Raw genomic sequence first — 17,403 nt, 5'->3', positions numbered from 1 at the left:
CATTATGGCTATTTCAATTTTTAGGGAAAGGATTATACTGGTTTTCACCCTGTCTGGCTAATATAATATTAATTAGAATCTAAATGATGAAAAAAATAATAACATTGAAAACAGTTACTCATTTTAGCTCAACTTTAACTTTACTCTTATGTTCAACGTTTGCTATGGCACAATCTATTCCATTAAATAAACTTACTGGGCAATTTGATGAAAAAAAAGATAGTAATTATATTGCTCTCGATTCAACAATATTACCAGTAAACAAAAAAGGTATGTATTTACAGAAGGAACCAACTGAGCAGTTGATTAAGGCTTATAATGATTTTAAAAAATCTTATCCTAATATTCCTTTTATTGTAGTGAGTGCTACACGTAATTACACCTATCAAAATGGTATTTGGCAACGTAAGTGGGATGCATTATTACCTAAGTTGAATAATCCACAAAAAATTGCCGAACAAATTTTAAAATTATCTTCAATGCCTGGTACATCAAGACATCATTGGGGAACAGATATTGATATTACTAGTGTATCGTCTGAATATTTTAAAAATGATAAACAGGGAATTATTTTGTATAAATGGCTTCGTGAAAACTTACCGAAATATGGTTTTTGCCAACCATTCAATGAGGGGCGAAAAGGGGGCTATTTGCCAGAAGAGTGGCATTGGTCATATAAACCAATCGCCAAACAATATATTGCTGAATATAAAGCAATACTTGACAGCAATCCACAGATGATTATGCAAAATCTGAATTTTACTGGTTACGATAAAATTACCTTAGAAAGTCTGGTAAAAGAATATGTATTAACCGTTAATCCGGATTGTTATTAATTTTTTCGCCAATAAGGTAGTTTGATTGTTACCACTAAACCACCACCATCACGATTATTAGCTTGAATAGTACCGTTATGCATAATAACGGTCTTTCTGGCGATGGCTAGACCTAGTCCATAGCCTTTACCTAACTGTGCTGACTGAATACGGACAAAGGGTTCAAAAATACTCGATAATTTGCTGGCATCGACACCCGGACCACGATCTTTAACTTCAATTTGTAAATATTTTCCTGCTTCTTTTAATGATACATCAACCGTTTGGCCTGCATTAGAAAAGCGGATAGCATTACGAATAATATTTTCAATCGCGCGTCGTATCTGTTCAGAATTACCTTTAACAATAGAGTGATTAATTGATGATAAGTTAAACTCTACTTCAATAGATTGGTGATTGGCTTCGTAGTTGGCATCATTAACCACTACACCAATTAACTCTTTTAAGTCAAAGTATTCATCGGTTCGATTATTCATTTCAGCCCGTGAATAATTGAGAATCTCACCAATTAATTGATCTAATCGTTCCGACTCTAACTCAATTCTAGCTAAAGCTGTATCGATATTTTGTTTATTTTGTTGGGCAAGACCGATTGCCAATTGTAAGCGGGCCAGAGGGGTTCTGAGTTCATGAGAAACATCATGAAGTAGCGCTTGTCGATCAGATATTAAGATGTTGAGTTGCTCAACCATCATGTCAAAATCTTTACCTAATTCACTCAGTTCATCACGACGAGGTTTTAACTTTTTAAATAACCTAACCGACAGATCGCCTTGCGAGACGCGGAAAAATCCTTGTCTTAGTAATTTCATTGGTCTAGTTAAGTTCCATGCTAAAAATAGACTGAATACTAAACCAACACAGATCCCCATTAACAAAATAGGGGTCGGCATATTAAATAAAGTTTTATTTTTGCTATTGCTGTGATCTGTTTTATCGTCTTTAAATGATACCGAATAGAGGGTGCCATCAGGTGCTACTGCCATCCTTTGATATACATAAGCGCTAGGTTCTAATTCATCTGTGATGATATTAACTTGATCATATTGCGGAGACACCAATTTTATTGACAATAAAACTCGCTCACGTTCGGGTAGATGGGCAATAAAATTGAGTGTTTCATCTTCACCGGCAACATGCAATAATTGAGCAATCATATCCACTTTAGTTGGCATATGATTTAAGAATCGTTGATTTCTATTTTCTATATAATAAGAGAAAGCAATCCAAGTTAATTGGAAGGTAAGATAAAAAATTATCCAAAATATAACCAATATTTTCCAAAATAATCGACGATTCATAGCAAACCTATGGTTTGATTAACGGATACGATAGCCAACCGCTCTTATTGTTTCAATGGTCACATCATTTTGTGCTACTTGATGTAGTTTTTGGCGAATATTGCTGATATGAACATCGACGCTGCGATCATATAATTCTCGAGCACGACCTAGACCTATTTCAGACAATTCTTCTTTAGTTACTACCCGCTCACTATGTTTAACCAGTAAAACTAACAAGTTAAATTCAGTAGAGGTGAGATCTATTGGTTGACCATTCCAAGTACAAAGTCGTTGTGGAAGATCTAAAGTTAAGCCATTAAAATGATATTTTTTCTCATCGACTAATTCGACTGAACGTTCGTCAAATCGACGTAATACCGCTCTTAATCTCGCTAATAACTCACGAGGATAACATGGTTTTGGAATGTAATCATCAGCACCTAATTCTAACCCTAATACGCGATCAATATTATCGCCTTTGGCAGTTAGCATAATAACTGGCATATTACATTGTTGACGAATGCTTTTTAGGACATCAATGCCATTAATATCAGGTAACATAACATCTAAAATTGCTGCACGATATTTACCTGACAGCGCTTCATCAATACCATCCTTACCTAAATAAACACTTTTAATATTAAAACCTTCATTGGTTAAATATTCGCTAAGCATTTGTGATAATTCTACATCATCATCAATTAATAAAATATTTATCATATCTCGCCATTATTATTTAATTTTTGATAGTTACATTATTGCAATAATAAAAAAAAAGTCAGGTGGTTTTACTAAAATATTACATATTTTGAACTATTCCTGATTAATTTATTTACTATGCAGTTAAGTATAGATGTTTCAGATTTAGTATATTTTTGTCGTATATATTTTAAACAAAAAATGGTTGAATAAAAATCTGTTTATAGTGGTTTAACGTATTAATAAAATCAGTATAAAACTGATAAATTATGTTCACTTACTCTTTAATATGTGAGCTTAACATTTAGTTTTCAAGTTAAATAGAATAAAATAATCACTTAATTTTGTGGCTAAATGTTTCACTTTCTAACACTAATGTTAGTAATATGGAGATAAAAAATGGAACAACAAGTAATGTGGCAACAATTAATCAAATTGGTGAAACATGAAGTCTTGCCCGCACTTGGTTGCACTGAACCTATCTCACTTGCTTTAGCTGCTGCTACGGCAACTCAATATATTGATAAAAAAGAAATTAGCCACATTGATGCTTATGTCTCGCCCAATCTTATGAAAAACGGCATGGGGGTTACTGTTCCGGGTACTGGTATGGTGGGATTAGCTATTGCAGCGGCCATTGGTGCCATTGGTGGTGATGCTGAGGCTGGTCTTGAAGTCCTTAAAAATATTACTCAACAACAGATCGAACAAGCCAAAACGATGCTCAATGAGCATAAAGTTAATGTGCAAATTGCCAATAATAATACTGCTATTTATTCTGAAGCTAATATTTATACTAGTCACGATCATGTCCGCGTCTGTATTGAAAACTCACACACTAATGTGATTTTGATTGAAAAAAATGGTGAAATAATTTTTAAAGCCAATAATCAAAAGCAAGATGATTCGAAAGATGCGGCTATCATCCAATTGATGTCAGTAAAAAAGATATATGATTTTGCCTCGCAGGCTGATTTTGCTGATATCGAATTTATTTTACACTCAGCAGAATTAAATGATGCCTTATCTCAGGAAGGATTAAGACGAGATTATGGCCTAAGTATTGCGGCGACATTACATGAACAAACTAAAAATGGTTTATTAGCCGATGATCTATTGTCTAAAGTGATTATTCGTACTACTGCTGCATCAGATGCGCGTATGGGCGGTGCAACGTTACCTGCTATGAGTAATTCAGGTTCAGGCAATCAAGGTATTACTGCAACTATGCCGGTCGTTGTTGTTGCCAATTATTTAGATGCAACGCCGGAGCAATTAGCTAGAGCACTTATTTTATCACATACCATTGCCATTTATATTCATAGTAAATTTCCGCCATTATCTGCACTTTGTGCTGCCTCAACAGCAGCCATGGGATCGGCTGCCGGTATGGCGTGGTTACTTGGTAAAGGCCAATATGAGCCAGTTAATATGGCCATCTGTAACATGATTGGTGATTTGTCCGGAATAATTTGTGATGGTGCATCAAATAGTTGTGCAATGAAAGTTTCAACTTCGGTTTCATCCGGATTTAAAGCTGTATTAATGGCACTAAACCGAATTCGTGTTACAGGTAATGAAGGTATTGTTTGTGATAGTGTTGAAACTTCAATTAATAATTTAGGGGCGATTGTTAGTAATAGTATGAAAGCAACTGACACTCAGATAATTGATATTATGTCGCATAAAGCCTAATTTTTTTGGGAAACGCTAAAAGAATAGCCTTTTAACGCTTTTAATATAACCAATTGGTATTATTTTTAAAAAATATGCTGGACAATATTATTTTTTATGCGTAATATTTCGTCCTGCTTCTATGGTGGCTATAGCTCAGTTGGTAGAGCCCTGGATTGTGATTCCAGTTGTCGTGGGTTCGAGTCCCATTAGCCACCCCATTTTATATTTAGAATGTGAAGCAATTTCTGACGGCGAGTAGCGCAGCTTGGTAGCGCAACTGGTTTGGGACCAGTGGGTCGGAGGTTCGAATCCTCTCTCGCCGACCAATTTAATAGAAAAGCCTACTCATTTGAGTGGGCTTTTTTATTATTACAACAATGCATTTGATTCGAACCGATAAGAGGTTTGAGCCAAGTAGCACGAGACAGCGTTGCTTTAGCAACGACTAGACATTTTTATCCTTCTAAATTATCTAAGCTGTAACTATGCATGTTTACCATGCCCTTTATAATTAACTCTATAAAGGCTTTATACTCCGCTCCTTCTTATGACTTGATAAAATTGCGTTTTTACATTGAGTTTTCTTCAAGTCTTACTTTATTGCAAATCAAATAAACACATACATATTTTAAATATAAAATATTGATTTAATTATAAATAATAATAAAAACTGTGATCTGTACAACAAATTTGGTACTTAAAATTGACAACATGTATTTTTTTGTTTATTTTTTAACAATATTTACGTTATCTTAACGTATATCTATTTTATAAAAAAGTCCATCAATGGAGTGTGTTTTTTGGAATATCGTGAAATAGCTTCAAAAACTTATGTTGAAGAACTGATTAAAGCTAATCCGACTATTGTCAGTAAGAAATTGACAGAACGAGCACTAGCAGAACATTTTGGTGTAAGTCGTACAACAATAAGAAACGCTTTAAGTGACTTAGCTATGGAAGGTTATGTATTCCAAAACGATACTGATATGGAACCGCATAAAATTTTTGAGATTAATATGTTAAAAATGTCTTCTTTCAGTGAAGAAGTTAAAAAAGAAGACGATATTGACCTTAATATTAAAGTTCTCACCAATCAAATTATTAATATGCCAGCTGAATTGAGATCTTTTTTTGGTTCGAATGAAAAATTGATTAGAATTGTTCGGCAAAGGATATTAAACAAAACTCCGCTTTCCTACGAAGTAACATATTTACCTTCTAATAGATTTAAAGGTTTAGAACAAGTCGATTTAAATAATGTTTCTCTTTATCAATTTTTGAAAGAGAATTATCCATTCAAGCCAAGTCACGGTCGTGAAGAAATTACTTATGAGTCAGCAACCGAAGATAAAGCCAAATATTTAGAGGTTATTGAAGGAACACCCATTTATAAAGTATCGAGTAATAGCTTTGATATTAACTTTCAACCATTTGAACATACCGAGCAATATCTATCAGGAAAACGATTTAAATATCATCTATCGGCGAAAAATATCTTCAATTATGGAGAAAAACAATTATGAAATTGTTTGAAAAAATTGCCGATCATTTAATGGGGCAGATCAACTCGGGTCAATATGGTGTGGGTGCGGAGCTCTCCCCAGAAGTTCAATTACAAAAAGATTTTGATGTCAGTCGTACTACTGTTCGTAAAGCCATTGACCTATTAGTAGAAAAAAATTTGGTTGTACGAAAAAAAGGGGTTGGTTTATTTGTTGCCCCAATGCTGTCTACCCAAAATATTCTTGAGATGACTGGTATTATTAAACCGGGCACTTATCAACATCATAAAAAAATTCTTAAAGAGAATTATTTAAGAAAAGCTGGCCCTTACTATAGCCAATTATTAAAGATAAAACCGTCAGCACTAATTTATTATATTAGTTTTTTAGAAGTTGCTAAAACTAGTGTAGTAAAAGAGATTTTTCTTTTACCCCTTCACTATTTTCCTGATTTTCAAGTTTCAATAATAAAAGTGCTATCAGCGCTTGAAATTACTAATTCGGGTAAGAAAAAAGTCGATAAATTAGAACAAGATTTACAGTTAATTGTTGCCAATGCTGAATTGGCTAAGCAATTACGCTGCCAAATTGATGAACCATTATTTAAAGTGTCTAATCACTATTTTGATATAAATAGCGAACCGATTGCTATTGAATACAAATTCGCTAGTAATACCAAATATGTGGTGGATTTCACCTAGGAGGAAGAAAACCAATGATTAAATTGTTACGTGTCGATCACCGCTTATTGCATGGTCAGGTTGTTGTTTCATGGTTCGATAATGTTGGAGCTAATACTATTTTAGTTGCCAACGATGCTGTTGCTAATGATGAATTTCGTAAATCAGCGATTCGATTAGCTAAACCTGAAAATGCCAAACTAGTCATGAAGTCAATTGATGACAGTATTGGTGCTATTAATTCTGGTGTAACAGATAAATATCAGATGTTAATTGTGGTGGAATCGGTAGAAGATGCAGAAAAACTCATCCGCGGAACTCAGGGACAAATAACTAGTCTTAATTTAGGAGGAACTAAACCTCGTGAAGGAACCAAAAATTATTCTAAAACAATTAATTTGACCGAGTTAGAAGCGGACTTATTAGCTGGATTACAACAAGATGGTGTTGAAGTGTATATACAACAGATCCCAAGTGAATCTAAGCAAAAATTTGAAAAATAGACAAAAAGGAATACAAAATGAGTATTGTTATTACAGCAATTATTTTGGCCTTGATTGCTATGTTAGCCAATGGTGAATACTTTTTAGGTTCATCTATGTTATCAAGACCTTTAGTTACTTGTACCTTAGCTGGGCTAGTAATGGGAGATGTTACACAAGGAATTATCATCGGTGCGACATTAGAGTTGGCGTTTGTTGGTTCTTTTTCTATTGGTGCATCTATCCCTCCAGAAATTATTTCAGGTAGTGTATTAGGAACCGCGTTTGCGATTGGTGCCGGTAAAAGTACGGCAGTTGCCTTAACCTTAGGGATTCCAATTGCTTCTTTGGTTTTAGTGGTTAAAAACTTATGTTTCTTGTTCATTTTACCTTACTTTGTGCATAAAGCAGATAAGTATGCTCGTGAAGGTAATGGTAAAGGCGTTGATCGCATGAATATTTTCGGCGGTTTCTTTTCTATCAACCTACCAATTGGCTTAGTCGTTGGTTTTTCTTACTTATTTGGAAGTGAAGCAATAAAAGGCTTACTTGATGTGATCCCTGAGTTTGTCATTAACGGTTTAGGAATTGCAACAGGCTTATTACCTGCATTTGGTTTTGCTATGTTAATGAAGATTATGATCAAAAAAACCAATGCAACATTCTTTATTCTTGGTTTTGCTGTAGCAGTATATATGAAAGTACCTGTCACTGGTGTTGCCGTTTTTGGCGCTTGTATGGCGTTAATTCTTACCGGTTACTCTTCATTTACCGGCAAAAAACTTACCACCTCAGACAATCAAGAAGTTAATAATCAATCAGGCAATGCTTTAGTAGGACAGGAGATCAATTATGAAGATGAAGAATTCTAATTTAATTACTAAAAAGGATTTAATGCGAACATTTTGGCGCTCTTTCACTGCTGAGTGGTCATGGAACTATGAACGACAAATGAATCTAGGTTATTCTTTTGCGATTCGTCCTGCTTTAGAAAAAATTTATAGCCAAAAACCAGAACAATTAACTACTGCTTATCAACGACATTTAGAGTTTTATAATGTTACGCCATGGTTAATTACTTTCCCATTAGGTATTTCTATTGCTATGGAAGAGCAAAATGCCGTAAATGAAAATTTTGATGAAAGTTCAATAAATGACGTCAAAATTGCATTAATGGGACCACTAAGTGGTTTGGGAGATTCATTCTTCTGGGGAACATTACGGGTTATTGCAACAGGTATTGGTACTTCACTGGCGATGCAAGGTAATATCTTAGGGCCACTACTATTTTTATTAATTTTCAATATTCCAGCCATTATTGCTCGTTATTTTGGTCTATTTATTGGTTATAACATTGGTGCATCTTTTATTGAAAAAGTACAAAAAACTGGCTTGATGGATAAATTGTCTTATGGCGCATCTATCTTGGGGCTCTCGGTGGTAGGGGCCATGGTGGCGACGATGGTAACATTAAATATGCCACTAACCATTGGCTCAGGCTCTGATGCTACGTCATTACAGGATATTTTCGATGGTATTGTTCCGCAAATATTGCCGTTATTATTTACTTTATTTATCTTTTTATTAGACAGAAAAGGACTAAAAGCACATTGGATCTTATTAATGATTGCAGGTATTGGTGTCTTTGGTGCTTGGAGTGGATTACTAGGTTAATAAAAAGGAAGATGTAATGAAAAGTATTGCTGATTATGTAGCATTAGAACCTGAATACTATCAAAGTATTTTAGACAATTATCAAACATTGTTTGTTGATACTATTGATTCAAGTAAAGTTAAACAATTTAACTCAATTGTTATCTTTGCTACAGGTTCAAGTTCTAACGCAGCTTATGGAGCGAGACCTTTAATGAGTAAAATCTTAAAGGTTCCCGTTTATATTGAAGATCCTTCAATCGCTGCTAATTATTTACATTACAGCGATCCTAATACCCTCTATTTTGCTATTTCACAAGGGGGTGAAAGCTATTCAACGATTCATTTAGTTGAAGAGTTTATCAAGAATAATCAAATTATCTATACGCTTACCAGCAATCCTGATAGTCCATTATATAAAATTAGTAATAATGTGTTATCTATGGGCATTCCTATTGAGGAAATGCCTTATGTCAGTGCTGGTTATAGCGTTACGATTCTTGATTTGATAATTATTGCTTTAGTCATTGCACAAAAAAATGGCAGCATGGATGATCAACAATTTGCTAGTTATTTCGATCAACTTAGAAAAGTTGCAGGTTTGCTACCTAAAGTTATTGAACAATCGCAAGCTTGGGTAAATCAATATCAACACAAATTTTATCATTCTCAACGAGTCATATTTATTGGCTACGGTGCAACCTATGGTATTGCTCGAGAAGGTGAAACAAAGTTTACCGAAACTATACGTAATAGTGCTTTTGGTAAAGAGCTCGAGGAGTATATGCATGGCCCATATTTAGGTTTACATGAGAATGATAATATCGTTTTTCTTGAACCACATGGCGTGTTATCTAGCCGTGCTGAATTGTTAAAAGTATTTTTAACTAAACATGTTAAAAATATTTCTACGATTTACGCCAATAACAGTAGCAACGTTAAACAAGACGATTTGTGTCTTAATATTGATATAGATGAACTGTACGCATCACTATTTATGACAATACCAATTCATCTATTAAGTTACCAAGTTTCACGATTAAAAGGTCATAACCTTGAAAAATCAACCTATCCAGAATTTGATGAAATAACTAGCTCGAAAATTAAGAGGATTTAAAAATGAGAAAATATGACGAAAAGAAAGAATTAGACAGCATGAATGGTGCATTAGCATTAAGACCACAAATCAATGAATTTATTGATAAAATCCATGCGCGTGGTTATAGCAACGTTTGTTGGTTAGGTATTGGTGGTACTTATGCATCATCAATGCAAGCAGTTGTACATATGAAAGAAAAAACAGCGATTGAGACCTTTGTGCAACACGCTGCTGAATATTTAGTAACTGGTAACAAACGTATTACTAAAGATACGCTTATCATTATTTCATCAGTAACTGGCACAACACAAGAAGTGGTTGCTGCTATTGAAAAAATCCAAAAAGAAGTTGGTTCAACTGTATTTGCTTTCATGGATAAAGCCGATACTCCATTAGGAAATATGGCCGATCATGTAGTTGTTTATCCAATGAATGAACAATTAAAATTCTTTATGACTGCTGATCGTTTAATGTTTTTAGCTGGAGAATTCCCTGATTATGAAGAGTTCTACCAACAAATGGATCAACATTTTGCTAAAAATATTGTTGCCGTTGCGAAAAAAGCCGATAAATTTGGTCAAGAAGTTGCTGAAAAACATCATAATGATCCAATGCACTATTTTGTTGGCGCGGGTAATCAATGGGGGGCAACTTATTCTCATGCTATGTGTTATTGGGAAGAACAACATTGGTTACGTTCAAAATCAATTGAGTCAGCAGAATTTTTCCATGGTACATTAGAAGTTATTGATCGTGATACTGCAGTAACCGTTTATGTCGGTGAAGATACTCAACGCCCATTAAGTGAAAGAGTCGCTAAGTTCTTACCGCAAATTTGTGGTAATTATACTATTATTGATACCAAAGATTATGAATTACCAGGTATATCAGAAAAATATCGTGGAAATCTTTCACCATTTGTTTTCCGTGCTATCAATAATCGTATCGATGCTTATGTTGAACATTTAAATCGTCATCCAATGTCAATCCGTCGTTATTATCGTTGTTTAGATTACTAAAATAGGAACTTAAATCGATGATTTCTGTATTAGTCAGTACACATGGTTCAACAGCGAAAAGCTTAATTGAAACGACTGAAATGATTTGTGGTAAACAATCTCAGTGTGAAGCGGTTTCGTTTGCAATGGGGCAATCAACAGATGATTTTCAACAACAACTGCAACAAAAGCTAGAAGAGTTACAGCATTTTGGCTCCGAAATTGTCTGTTTTGTTGATTTAAAAGGTGGCACACCATTTAATACTTTAGTTAGGTTGATGGCTGATTTTCCTACTATAGAAATAGTCACTGGTGTAAATGTCCCTATGTTGTTAGAAACCTTTATGCAACGCACTGACGCAAATCTAGTAACATTGTTACCAGATATTATACAAGCCGGAACTCAAGGGATTGAGCGGTATAATATGGCAGCAATGGCAGTAGATGAACCAAGTGATGAAGATTTCTAAAATTGCCAACGCACAAAACTAAAATAAGCCCGATAATTCGGGCTTTGTTTTATCAAAAACCAATTATTTAAATTGCAATAATAATCTATATGTTAGACGAAGAGTTAGCCAAAACGAATGAATAATAATCATTTGATACATTAAGATATAAATGATAGAACTAGATAATTATTCTAGTTTTATTTTTTATAGAGCATGATAAAAGGAGATCAATAATGTTCTGGTTAAAAAAATTTTTTTTTATCATTATTGTCTTTTTATCATTAGTAAACTGTATTAGTTGTGTATCGAATAATTCTTATTCCTCAGTTGACAGTTATGGTTGGATGGAAACAGAAAAGGATCTAACTAATAATTGGTTATTATCTGAATCAAATCGTTCAATGAAAATTCTTGAAAAACTCGATTTGTTCTCATCGATTGAAAAACGATTCAGTGAATTAACAGATTATGGAACTGAACCAATAATTCATAATATTAGACTAAAGGGTGATAATACTTTTTACTTGAAACGAACAAATAAGCATCCTTATAACCGTTTGTTTGTTAAAGATCGATTCGGCAAAGAAAGATTATTAGTCGACCCACCAGTTGGTTATATATATAATTTGTACCCTTCAAATGATGGTAAGTATGTTGCTTATGCTATTTCTGAAAATGATTCTGAAATTTCATCAATCAAAGTGATTAATGTAAAAACTAGAGCACATCTAGCCGATAGCTTATCCGGCATAACTTTCTCAAATTTAGTATGGGCGAATGATAATTTATCTTTTTTCTATCATCGTAATAATTTTGCTGATTCCGGTAATCGAAAGTCAGGAACGGAGGAACTTTATCTTCATCGTTTAGGCTCCAATAGTGACAAGGATTTGGCTATTTTTGGTAAAGCTAATATTGAGAATTATCAAGCTAATATTGACCAATATACCTACTTATCGCTATCAGCCAATTGGGCAGTTGTCTCAGTAGAATCTTCGATATCCGGTGATGCCATAGATTTATATTTATCCGACTCTAACTCTCTTTATCTGGAAAACAAACATTGGAAAAAGATCATCGATAGAAAACAAAATGTAGAGGATTTTTTTGTACGAGATAATTGGCTTTATTTGGCTAAATATAATAACTTTTCAGGTTATACCATTTCTCGACTAAACCTTAATCATATCCATTCTCCAGAAGAAAAAATAATTGAATGGAAAAAAGGCGAATTGACTCGGTTTACAGTCAGTAAAGATGCTATTTATCTTGCTTATTATGATTATGGAAAGTATAAATTTGTTACTATTCCTTTTGCTGATCTGCATAACATCAAATCGATTCCTGTTAGTGATGGTAATGAGGTAACGGCTATTTTTTCTAGTTTAGACAATAAAGAGATTTTATTTACCCAACAAAATTGGAATATACCACCAAAAATATGGCAATATGACCCTGATAGTCAGTTAATAGAAGATTCTAAAATAATAAAGACTGACGCATCACTATTTGCAGATTATGAATCAGAGCAAAAATGGGTTAAATCCAATGATGGCGAACTTATTCCTCTTACACTTATTCATCGAAAAGGAATTAAACTTGATGGCAATAATCCAACTTGGTTAACGGCTTATGGCGCTTATGGCGAAAATAGTTATCCTAATTATTATGATACCACTCGTTTAATTTGGCTTGAGAAAGGTGGTATTATTGCCATTGCCCATATTCGTGGTGGTGGAGAACTAGGACCTAAATGGCATCATGATGGAAAAGGAAAAAATAAGATAAATTCAGTCAATGATTTTATTAAATGCGCAAAATATCTTATTGATCATCGTTACACCAATTCATCCAAGCTAGTCATAAGTGGCGCCAGTGCAGGTGGTATTGTAATTGGCTCTGCATTAGCCAGACATCCAGAACTTTTTGCCGCCGCATCAATTACCTCAGGTATGTTGAATATGAGCCGCTTAGATCAAATACCAATTGGTAGTGTGAATTTTGCGGAATTTGGTTCGCCTTTCAATAAACAGGAATTTAAAAATCTGCAAACTATCGATGCTTATCTTAATCTACGTGAAGGTGTTAACTACCCACCTGTGATGCTTTCAGTTGGCTTACAAGATGCACGTGTATCTCCTTGGCAGAGTGCCAAATTTGCAGCCCGACTCGGTGAGATAAATCGTTCTCAAAATGAAAACGTCTTTATTATAGCTAACCAAGAAGATGGCCATTTTATTAATTATTTTATCGATATGATGGTGTTTTTTATGTGGAAAACAAATATTAGTGACTAGTTTATGATGTACTAGTTTTGTGTCACCTTCAGTTTTGTCGATAAAATTATATATAACACCACGTTATCATATCCGCGACTACAAAAATAATTCTTATCTGACTTGTTTTATGGTGATTTTTTGCTTTAATAGTAAATGAATATTTCTTTATATAACATCTACTTTTGGAAATAAAATATGAAAAATGTTGGTTTTGTCGGTTGGCGAGGAATGGTGGGCTCTGTTCTTATGCAACGTATGGTTGAAGAACATGATTTTGATTATATCAATCCTGTTTTCTTTTCTACTTCTCAAGCTGGTCAAGCAGCTCCTTCGTTTGGTGGAAAAACAGGAATATTACAAAGCGCCAATGATATTGATGCTTTAAAAGCATTAGATATTATTGTTACCTGCCAAGGAGGTGATTATACCTCTGAAATTTATGCAAAATTGCGAGCAACCGGTTGGCAAGGCTATTGGATTGATGCTGCGTCAACTTTACGTATGGAAGATGATGCAATTATTGTTCTTGATCCAGTGAACAAAGCTAACATTCAATCAGCTTTAGATAGAGGCATTAAAACTTTTGTTGGTGGTAACTGTACAGTAAGTTTAATGTTGATGTCTCTTGGTGGATTATTTGCCGAAAACTTAATCGATTGGGTTTCGGTTTCAACTTATCAAGCGGCTTCTGGTGGTGGTGCACGTCATATGCGTGAATTACTTACTCAAATGGGAATGTTAAATGCAGAAGTTGCTAAACAACTCCAAGATCCTAACTCTTCTATTTTAGATATTGAACGCAAAGTGACGCAAAAAATGCGTGATGGTAGTTTACCAACTGATAATTTTGGCGTGCCTTTAGCGGGCAGTTTAATCCCTTGGATTGATAAAGCTCTTGATAACGGTCAAAGTCGTGAAGAGTGGAAAGGCCAAGCGGAAACCAATAAAATTCTAGGAACAAGTCAGATTATCCCTGTTGATGGACTTTGTGTACGAGTTGGGGCATTACGTTGCCATAGTCAATCATTCACAATTAAATTGAAGAAAGATATCAGCATTCCTGAGATTGAAAAACTACTTGCTGCTCATAATGATTGGGTTAAAGTTGTACCAAATGATCGTGAACTTTCTATGCGAGAACTGACTCCAGCTGCGGTTACAGGTACCTTAAGTACACCAGTTGGACGTTTACGTAAATTGAATATGGGTAAAGAGTATCTATCAGCCTTTACTGTCGGCGATCAGTTATTATGGGGTGCTGCTGAACCATTACGAAGAATGCTACGCATCTTAGCTTAATGATGAATAACAAAAGCCCTATTTATGGGCTTTTATTTTTATTGTAAAGCAATTTATTAGATTGTTTCTAACAAGGTCATTAACAGCGAACCGTTAAATAACGCTTGTTGTACTAAGGCAAATGCACCAATTGCTGAACGGTCATTAAGTGTTGAACAATTGATAGTTAGATTGTTTCTTAACTCTTCTAAACTTTGAGCATTTAACGCACTAGTTACTGCATTTAATAATACATCGGGTGATTTTGTTAATTCGCCAGCTAATACAATCCGTTGTGGGTTAAAAATATTCACCATTATCGCGACAGCTCTACCCAGATTTTCACCGGCATCTTTAACTAACTTAAGTGCTAACTCATCTCCTTGATTGGCATATTTGCAAATATTGCTGATATTCATGTTATCTAAACTTAATTTAGTCGGATAACCTTGCTCTATCATCTGTTTTGCTCGTGCCTCGATGGCCTTGTGAACTACACGATTTTCTAAACAGCCAAAATTTCCACAATGGCAACGTTCACCTAATGCATCAATTTGGATGTGTCCAACTTCACAAGCTGTTTGGTTATGGTTAGTAAGTAATTGTTGATTAATAATTACTCCTGAACCAACACCACGATGTACACGAATTAAAATTGAATCATCAACATCTTGAGTTGAACCGAAATAGCTCTCAGCTAATGCCAAACTTTGAATATCATTACCAATAAAAATCGAAACATTAAACTGATCACGTAATACATCCGCTAAAGGCCATGCCTTAACTTGAATATGTGGGGTATAACGAATGATCCCTCGCACTGAATCAATTAAACCGGGTAAAACCACTGAGATCGCAACAAGGTGTTTAACTTTTTTATTATTTTTTTCGATGAACTGTTTAATTAGTGCAATTAAATATTCTTGTGCTAACTGTTCGGTAAAAGTAGTCAGTGGATAAACTTCGGATATTAAGCAATTGGCTCCTAGATCATAAAGTTCAATTGTGACATGTGAACGACTCAACTGAATAGCAATTGTCTGGTAATAGCTAAATTTTGCTTGTATTGAAACCGCAGGTCTTCCCCCTGTTGATTGTTGGGCATCAACTTCTTTGATCATATTTTTTTTGAGAAGTTGGCGAGTTATTTTGGTGATACTAGCGGGTGCTAATTGACTAATTTCGGCGAGTTGAATACGTGAAATGGGCGCTTGCTGAACAATCAAACGATAAATCATTGCATAATTTAATTGCTTGATTAGTTCAGCATTGCCGACTAGGTGTAGATAATTAAAGGTCATATTTTATCTCAATATTTTCATTAACTATCCGACATTCTAACGGCTCATCTCTCCATTAACAATAGTTTTCACATTTGAAAAATCACGATTAAAAATAACTAAGTTGGCAATTTTACTTTCACTAATTGTACCAAGTTGTTTATCTACACCAATCGCTTTGGCTGGATAAAGTGTTGCCATTCTTAATGCTTCATCTAAAGCAATACCAACATACTCTACTGCATTTTTTACTGCTTCAATCATGGTTAATGCAGATCCACCTAGCGTGCCATTTTCATCAACACAACGGCCATCTTTATAATAGATAGTTTTGTCAGCAAATACTCCTGAAGTTAAATTAGAACCAGCTAATAACATCGCATCAGTAATCAAAATTAAATGATCTTGTTTAATTTTGTGGCTATTACGGATATTCGCCCAACTTACATGCTGACCATCAGCAATGATACCAACATACACTTCAGGTTCATCATAAATTGCGCCAACAACACCTGGTTCGCGACCACTAATATAAGGCATAGCATTAAATAGATGTGTACCTAGGCGGATACCAGCATTGAAACCACGACGGCAATCTTCATAGTGTCCGTTAGAATGTCCTACTGAAACGTGAATTCCGGCATCGCATAATTGTTTAATATGTTTAGCATCAACTTTTTCTGGGGCTAGAGTAATAATTTTAATTACATCGGCGTTTGCACAAAGAAAGTCAATCATCTCTTGTGAAGGCTGACGAATGTAATTTACATTATGAATACCTTTCTTCTCAGGATTAATATAAGGTCCTTCAAGATGTAAACCTAATGCTTGGTTAGGGTGCTTAGCTAAATATTCACGCATCACGTTTACTGCTTTGATCATAAATTCGTCAGTTGAGGTGATTAAGGTTGGTAAATAGCTAGTACAACCATACATAAGGTTAGTTGCTTGCATAGCTTCTAAGGTTTCAATACTTAGTGCATCAAGTGTTTCATTAAATTGCACACCACCACAGCCATTGACTTGGATATCAATCAAGCCTGGTGCAACATTTGCACCTTGTAAATCTTTAATGGTGATGTCGGCTGGTAATTGTTCTTGTTTACAAATTTTTGCAATTTTATCACCGTCAATAATAACAGCGTGATTATCAAGAATTTCATAACCGGTGTAAATACGACAATTGGTTAATGCGTACATTGAGT

At 34.5% G+C, this 17,403-nt stretch carries 16 protein-coding genes and 2 tRNA genes; 14 read left to right on the top strand and 4 right to left on the bottom strand.

The features are described 5' to 3' along the window. Positions 1-86: 86 nt before the first annotated feature. Positions 87-836 carry a M15 family metallopeptidase gene (locus H3U97_RS08700; protein WP_065613636.1) on the top strand — a complete coding sequence of 250 codons (750 nt, stop codon included), beginning with the start codon at positions 87-89 and terminating at the stop codon, positions 834-836. Here the strand turns inward: H3U97_RS08700 and H3U97_RS08695 are convergent. Together H3U97_RS08695 and H3U97_RS08690 are read right to left on the bottom strand one after the other, a co-directional pair. After that, positions 833-2,137: an ATP-binding protein gene (locus H3U97_RS08695; RefSeq protein WP_198198719.1), complete on the bottom strand. Its 1,305-nt coding sequence runs from the start codon at positions 2,135-2,137 to the stop codon at positions 833-835. The two genes, H3U97_RS08700 and H3U97_RS08695, sit on opposite strands and share 4 nt — an antisense overlap. 18 nt (positions 2,138-2,155) lie before the next feature. Further along, a complete protein-coding gene (locus H3U97_RS08690) occupies positions 2,156-2,836 on the bottom strand; it encodes a response regulator transcription factor (RefSeq protein WP_034901087.1) in 681 nt (226 codons plus the stop codon). Between the two features lie 381 nt (positions 2,837-3,217). Here H3U97_RS08690 and H3U97_RS08685 point away from each other — a divergent pair, with 381 nt between their 5' ends. The 13 genes from H3U97_RS08685 (at position 3,218) to asd (ending at position 14,939) form a co-directional block, all read left to right on the top strand. Beyond that, positions 3,218-4,513: a serine dehydratase subunit alpha family protein gene (locus H3U97_RS08685; RefSeq protein ID WP_086361465.1), complete on the top strand. Its 1,296-nt coding sequence runs from the start codon at positions 3,218-3,220 to the stop codon at positions 4,511-4,513. Between the two features lie 124 nt (positions 4,514-4,637). Beyond that, positions 4,638-4,713 (top strand) — tRNA-His (locus H3U97_RS08680). A gap of 31 nt (positions 4,714-4,744) precedes the next feature. After that, positions 4,745-4,821: transfer RNA gene (locus tag H3U97_RS08675), tRNA-Pro, on the top strand. A 474-nt stretch (positions 4,822-5,295) separates the two neighbouring features. Beyond that, entirely contained in the window at positions 5,296-6,018 is a 723-nt protein-coding gene (locus tag H3U97_RS08670; RefSeq protein WP_198198718.1) for a GntR family transcriptional regulator, read from the top strand. Next, complete coding sequence (locus tag H3U97_RS08665) at positions 6,015-6,698, top strand: GntR family transcriptional regulator (RefSeq protein WP_065613640.1); 684 nt, start codon at positions 6,015-6,017, stop codon at positions 6,696-6,698. Before H3U97_RS08670 ends, H3U97_RS08665 begins: the two co-directional genes overlap by 4 nt. Positions 6,699-6,712: 14 nt before the next feature. Then, the gene (locus tag H3U97_RS08660; RefSeq protein ID WP_065613642.1) at positions 6,713-7,180 is read left to right on the top strand and encodes a PTS sugar transporter subunit IIB; all 468 of its coding nucleotides are present in this window, start codon (positions 6,713-6,715) and stop codon (positions 7,178-7,180) included. Positions 7,181-7,197: 17 nt separating this feature from the next. After that, positions 7,198-8,031, top strand: coding sequence for a PTS sugar transporter subunit IIC (locus H3U97_RS08655; RefSeq protein WP_086361466.1), 834 nt, complete (start codon positions 7,198-7,200; stop codon positions 8,029-8,031). After that, a complete protein-coding gene (locus H3U97_RS08650; protein ID WP_034903235.1) occupies positions 8,012-8,833 on the top strand; it encodes a PTS system mannose/fructose/sorbose family transporter subunit IID in 822 nt (273 codons plus the stop codon). Before H3U97_RS08655 ends, H3U97_RS08650 begins: the two co-directional genes overlap by 20 nt. Before the next feature lie 16 nt (positions 8,834-8,849). Next, complete coding sequence (locus H3U97_RS08645) at positions 8,850-9,929, top strand: SIS domain-containing protein (RefSeq protein ID WP_065579088.1); 1,080 nt, start codon at positions 8,850-8,852, stop codon at positions 9,927-9,929. 2 nt (positions 9,930-9,931) lie between these two features. After that, positions 9,932-10,930 (top strand): SIS domain-containing protein, encoded by a 999-nt coding sequence (locus tag H3U97_RS08640; RefSeq protein WP_086361467.1) that lies wholly within the window; start codon positions 9,932-9,934, stop codon positions 10,928-10,930. Positions 10,931-10,947: 17 nt separating this feature from the next. Beyond that, positions 10,948-11,379: a PTS sugar transporter subunit IIA gene (locus H3U97_RS08635; RefSeq protein WP_065579090.1), complete on the top strand. Its 432-nt coding sequence runs from the start codon at positions 10,948-10,950 to the stop codon at positions 11,377-11,379. A gap of 215 nt (positions 11,380-11,594) precedes the next feature. Beyond that, positions 11,595-13,658 (top strand): prolyl oligopeptidase family serine peptidase, encoded by a 2,064-nt coding sequence (locus H3U97_RS08630; protein ID WP_198198717.1) that lies wholly within the window; start codon positions 11,595-11,597, stop codon positions 13,656-13,658. A 177-nt stretch (positions 13,659-13,835) separates the two neighbouring features. Next, on the top strand, positions 13,836-14,939 hold the full coding sequence (gene asd / locus H3U97_RS08625; RefSeq protein ID WP_065652024.1) for an aspartate-semialdehyde dehydrogenase: 1,104 nt from the start codon (positions 13,836-13,838) through the stop codon (positions 14,937-14,939). 56 nt (positions 14,940-14,995) lie between these two features. On the opposite strand, the gene H3U97_RS08620 is transcribed toward asd, so the two are convergent. Together H3U97_RS08620 and nagA are read right to left on the bottom strand one after the other, a co-directional pair. Beyond that, positions 14,996-16,219 carry an ROK family protein gene (locus H3U97_RS08620; RefSeq protein WP_086353963.1) on the bottom strand — a complete coding sequence of 408 codons (1,224 nt, stop codon included), beginning with the start codon at positions 16,217-16,219 and terminating at the stop codon, positions 14,996-14,998. Between the two features lie 36 nt (positions 16,220-16,255). After that, on the bottom strand, positions 16,256-17,398 hold the full coding sequence (gene nagA, locus H3U97_RS08615) for an N-acetylglucosamine-6-phosphate deacetylase (RefSeq protein ID WP_198198716.1): 1,143 nt from the start codon (positions 17,396-17,398) through the stop codon (positions 16,256-16,258). Positions 17,399-17,403: the final 5 nt, after the last annotated feature.

The organism is Gilliamella sp. W8128 (assembly GCF_016100545.1).
Classification (GTDB): Bacteria; Pseudomonadota; Gammaproteobacteria; order Enterobacterales; family Orbaceae; genus Gilliamella; species Gilliamella apis.
Note: the sequence above shows the minus strand (reverse complement) of the source record. Positions and strands in the feature narration are given on the sequence as shown.

What these genes read in the sequence shown, in the direction of transcription:
- nagA (WP_198198716.1), bottom strand. Translation starts at nt 17,398, where the DNA reads ATGTACGCATTAACCAATTGTCGTATTTACACCGGTTATGAAATTCTT.
- H3U97_RS08640 (WP_086361467.1), top strand. Translation starts at nt 9,932, where the DNA reads ATGAGAAAATATGACGAAAAGAAAGAATTAGACAGCATGAATGGTGCA.
- H3U97_RS08650 (WP_034903235.1), top strand. Translation starts at nt 8,012, where the DNA reads ATGAAGATGAAGAATTCTAATTTAATTACTAAAAAGGATTTAATGCGA.
- H3U97_RS08655 (WP_086361466.1), top strand. Translation starts at nt 7,198, where the DNA reads ATGAGTATTGTTATTACAGCAATTATTTTGGCCTTGATTGCTATGTTA.
- H3U97_RS08700 (WP_065613636.1), top strand. Translation starts at nt 87, where the DNA reads ATGAAAAAAATAATAACATTGAAAACAGTTACTCATTTTAGCTCAACT.
- H3U97_RS08620 (WP_086353963.1), bottom strand. Translation starts at nt 16,219, where the DNA reads ATGACCTTTAATTATCTACACCTAGTCGGCAATGCTGAACTAATCAAG.
- H3U97_RS08645 (WP_065579088.1), top strand. Translation starts at nt 8,850, where the DNA reads ATGAAAAGTATTGCTGATTATGTAGCATTAGAACCTGAATACTATCAA.
- H3U97_RS08665 (WP_065613640.1), top strand. Translation starts at nt 6,015, where the DNA reads ATGAAATTGTTTGAAAAAATTGCCGATCATTTAATGGGGCAGATCAAC.
- H3U97_RS08630 (WP_198198717.1), top strand. Translation starts at nt 11,595, where the DNA reads ATGTTCTGGTTAAAAAAATTTTTTTTTATCATTATTGTCTTTTTATCA.
- H3U97_RS08660 (WP_065613642.1), top strand. Translation starts at nt 6,713, where the DNA reads ATGATTAAATTGTTACGTGTCGATCACCGCTTATTGCATGGTCAGGTT.
- H3U97_RS08635 (WP_065579090.1), top strand. Translation starts at nt 10,948, where the DNA reads ATGATTTCTGTATTAGTCAGTACACATGGTTCAACAGCGAAAAGCTTA.
- H3U97_RS08685 (WP_086361465.1), top strand. Translation starts at nt 3,218, where the DNA reads ATGGAACAACAAGTAATGTGGCAACAATTAATCAAATTGGTGAAACAT.
- asd (WP_065652024.1), top strand. Translation starts at nt 13,836, where the DNA reads ATGAAAAATGTTGGTTTTGTCGGTTGGCGAGGAATGGTGGGCTCTGTT.
- H3U97_RS08695 (WP_198198719.1), bottom strand. Translation starts at nt 2,137, where the DNA reads ATGAATCGTCGATTATTTTGGAAAATATTGGTTATATTTTGGATAATT.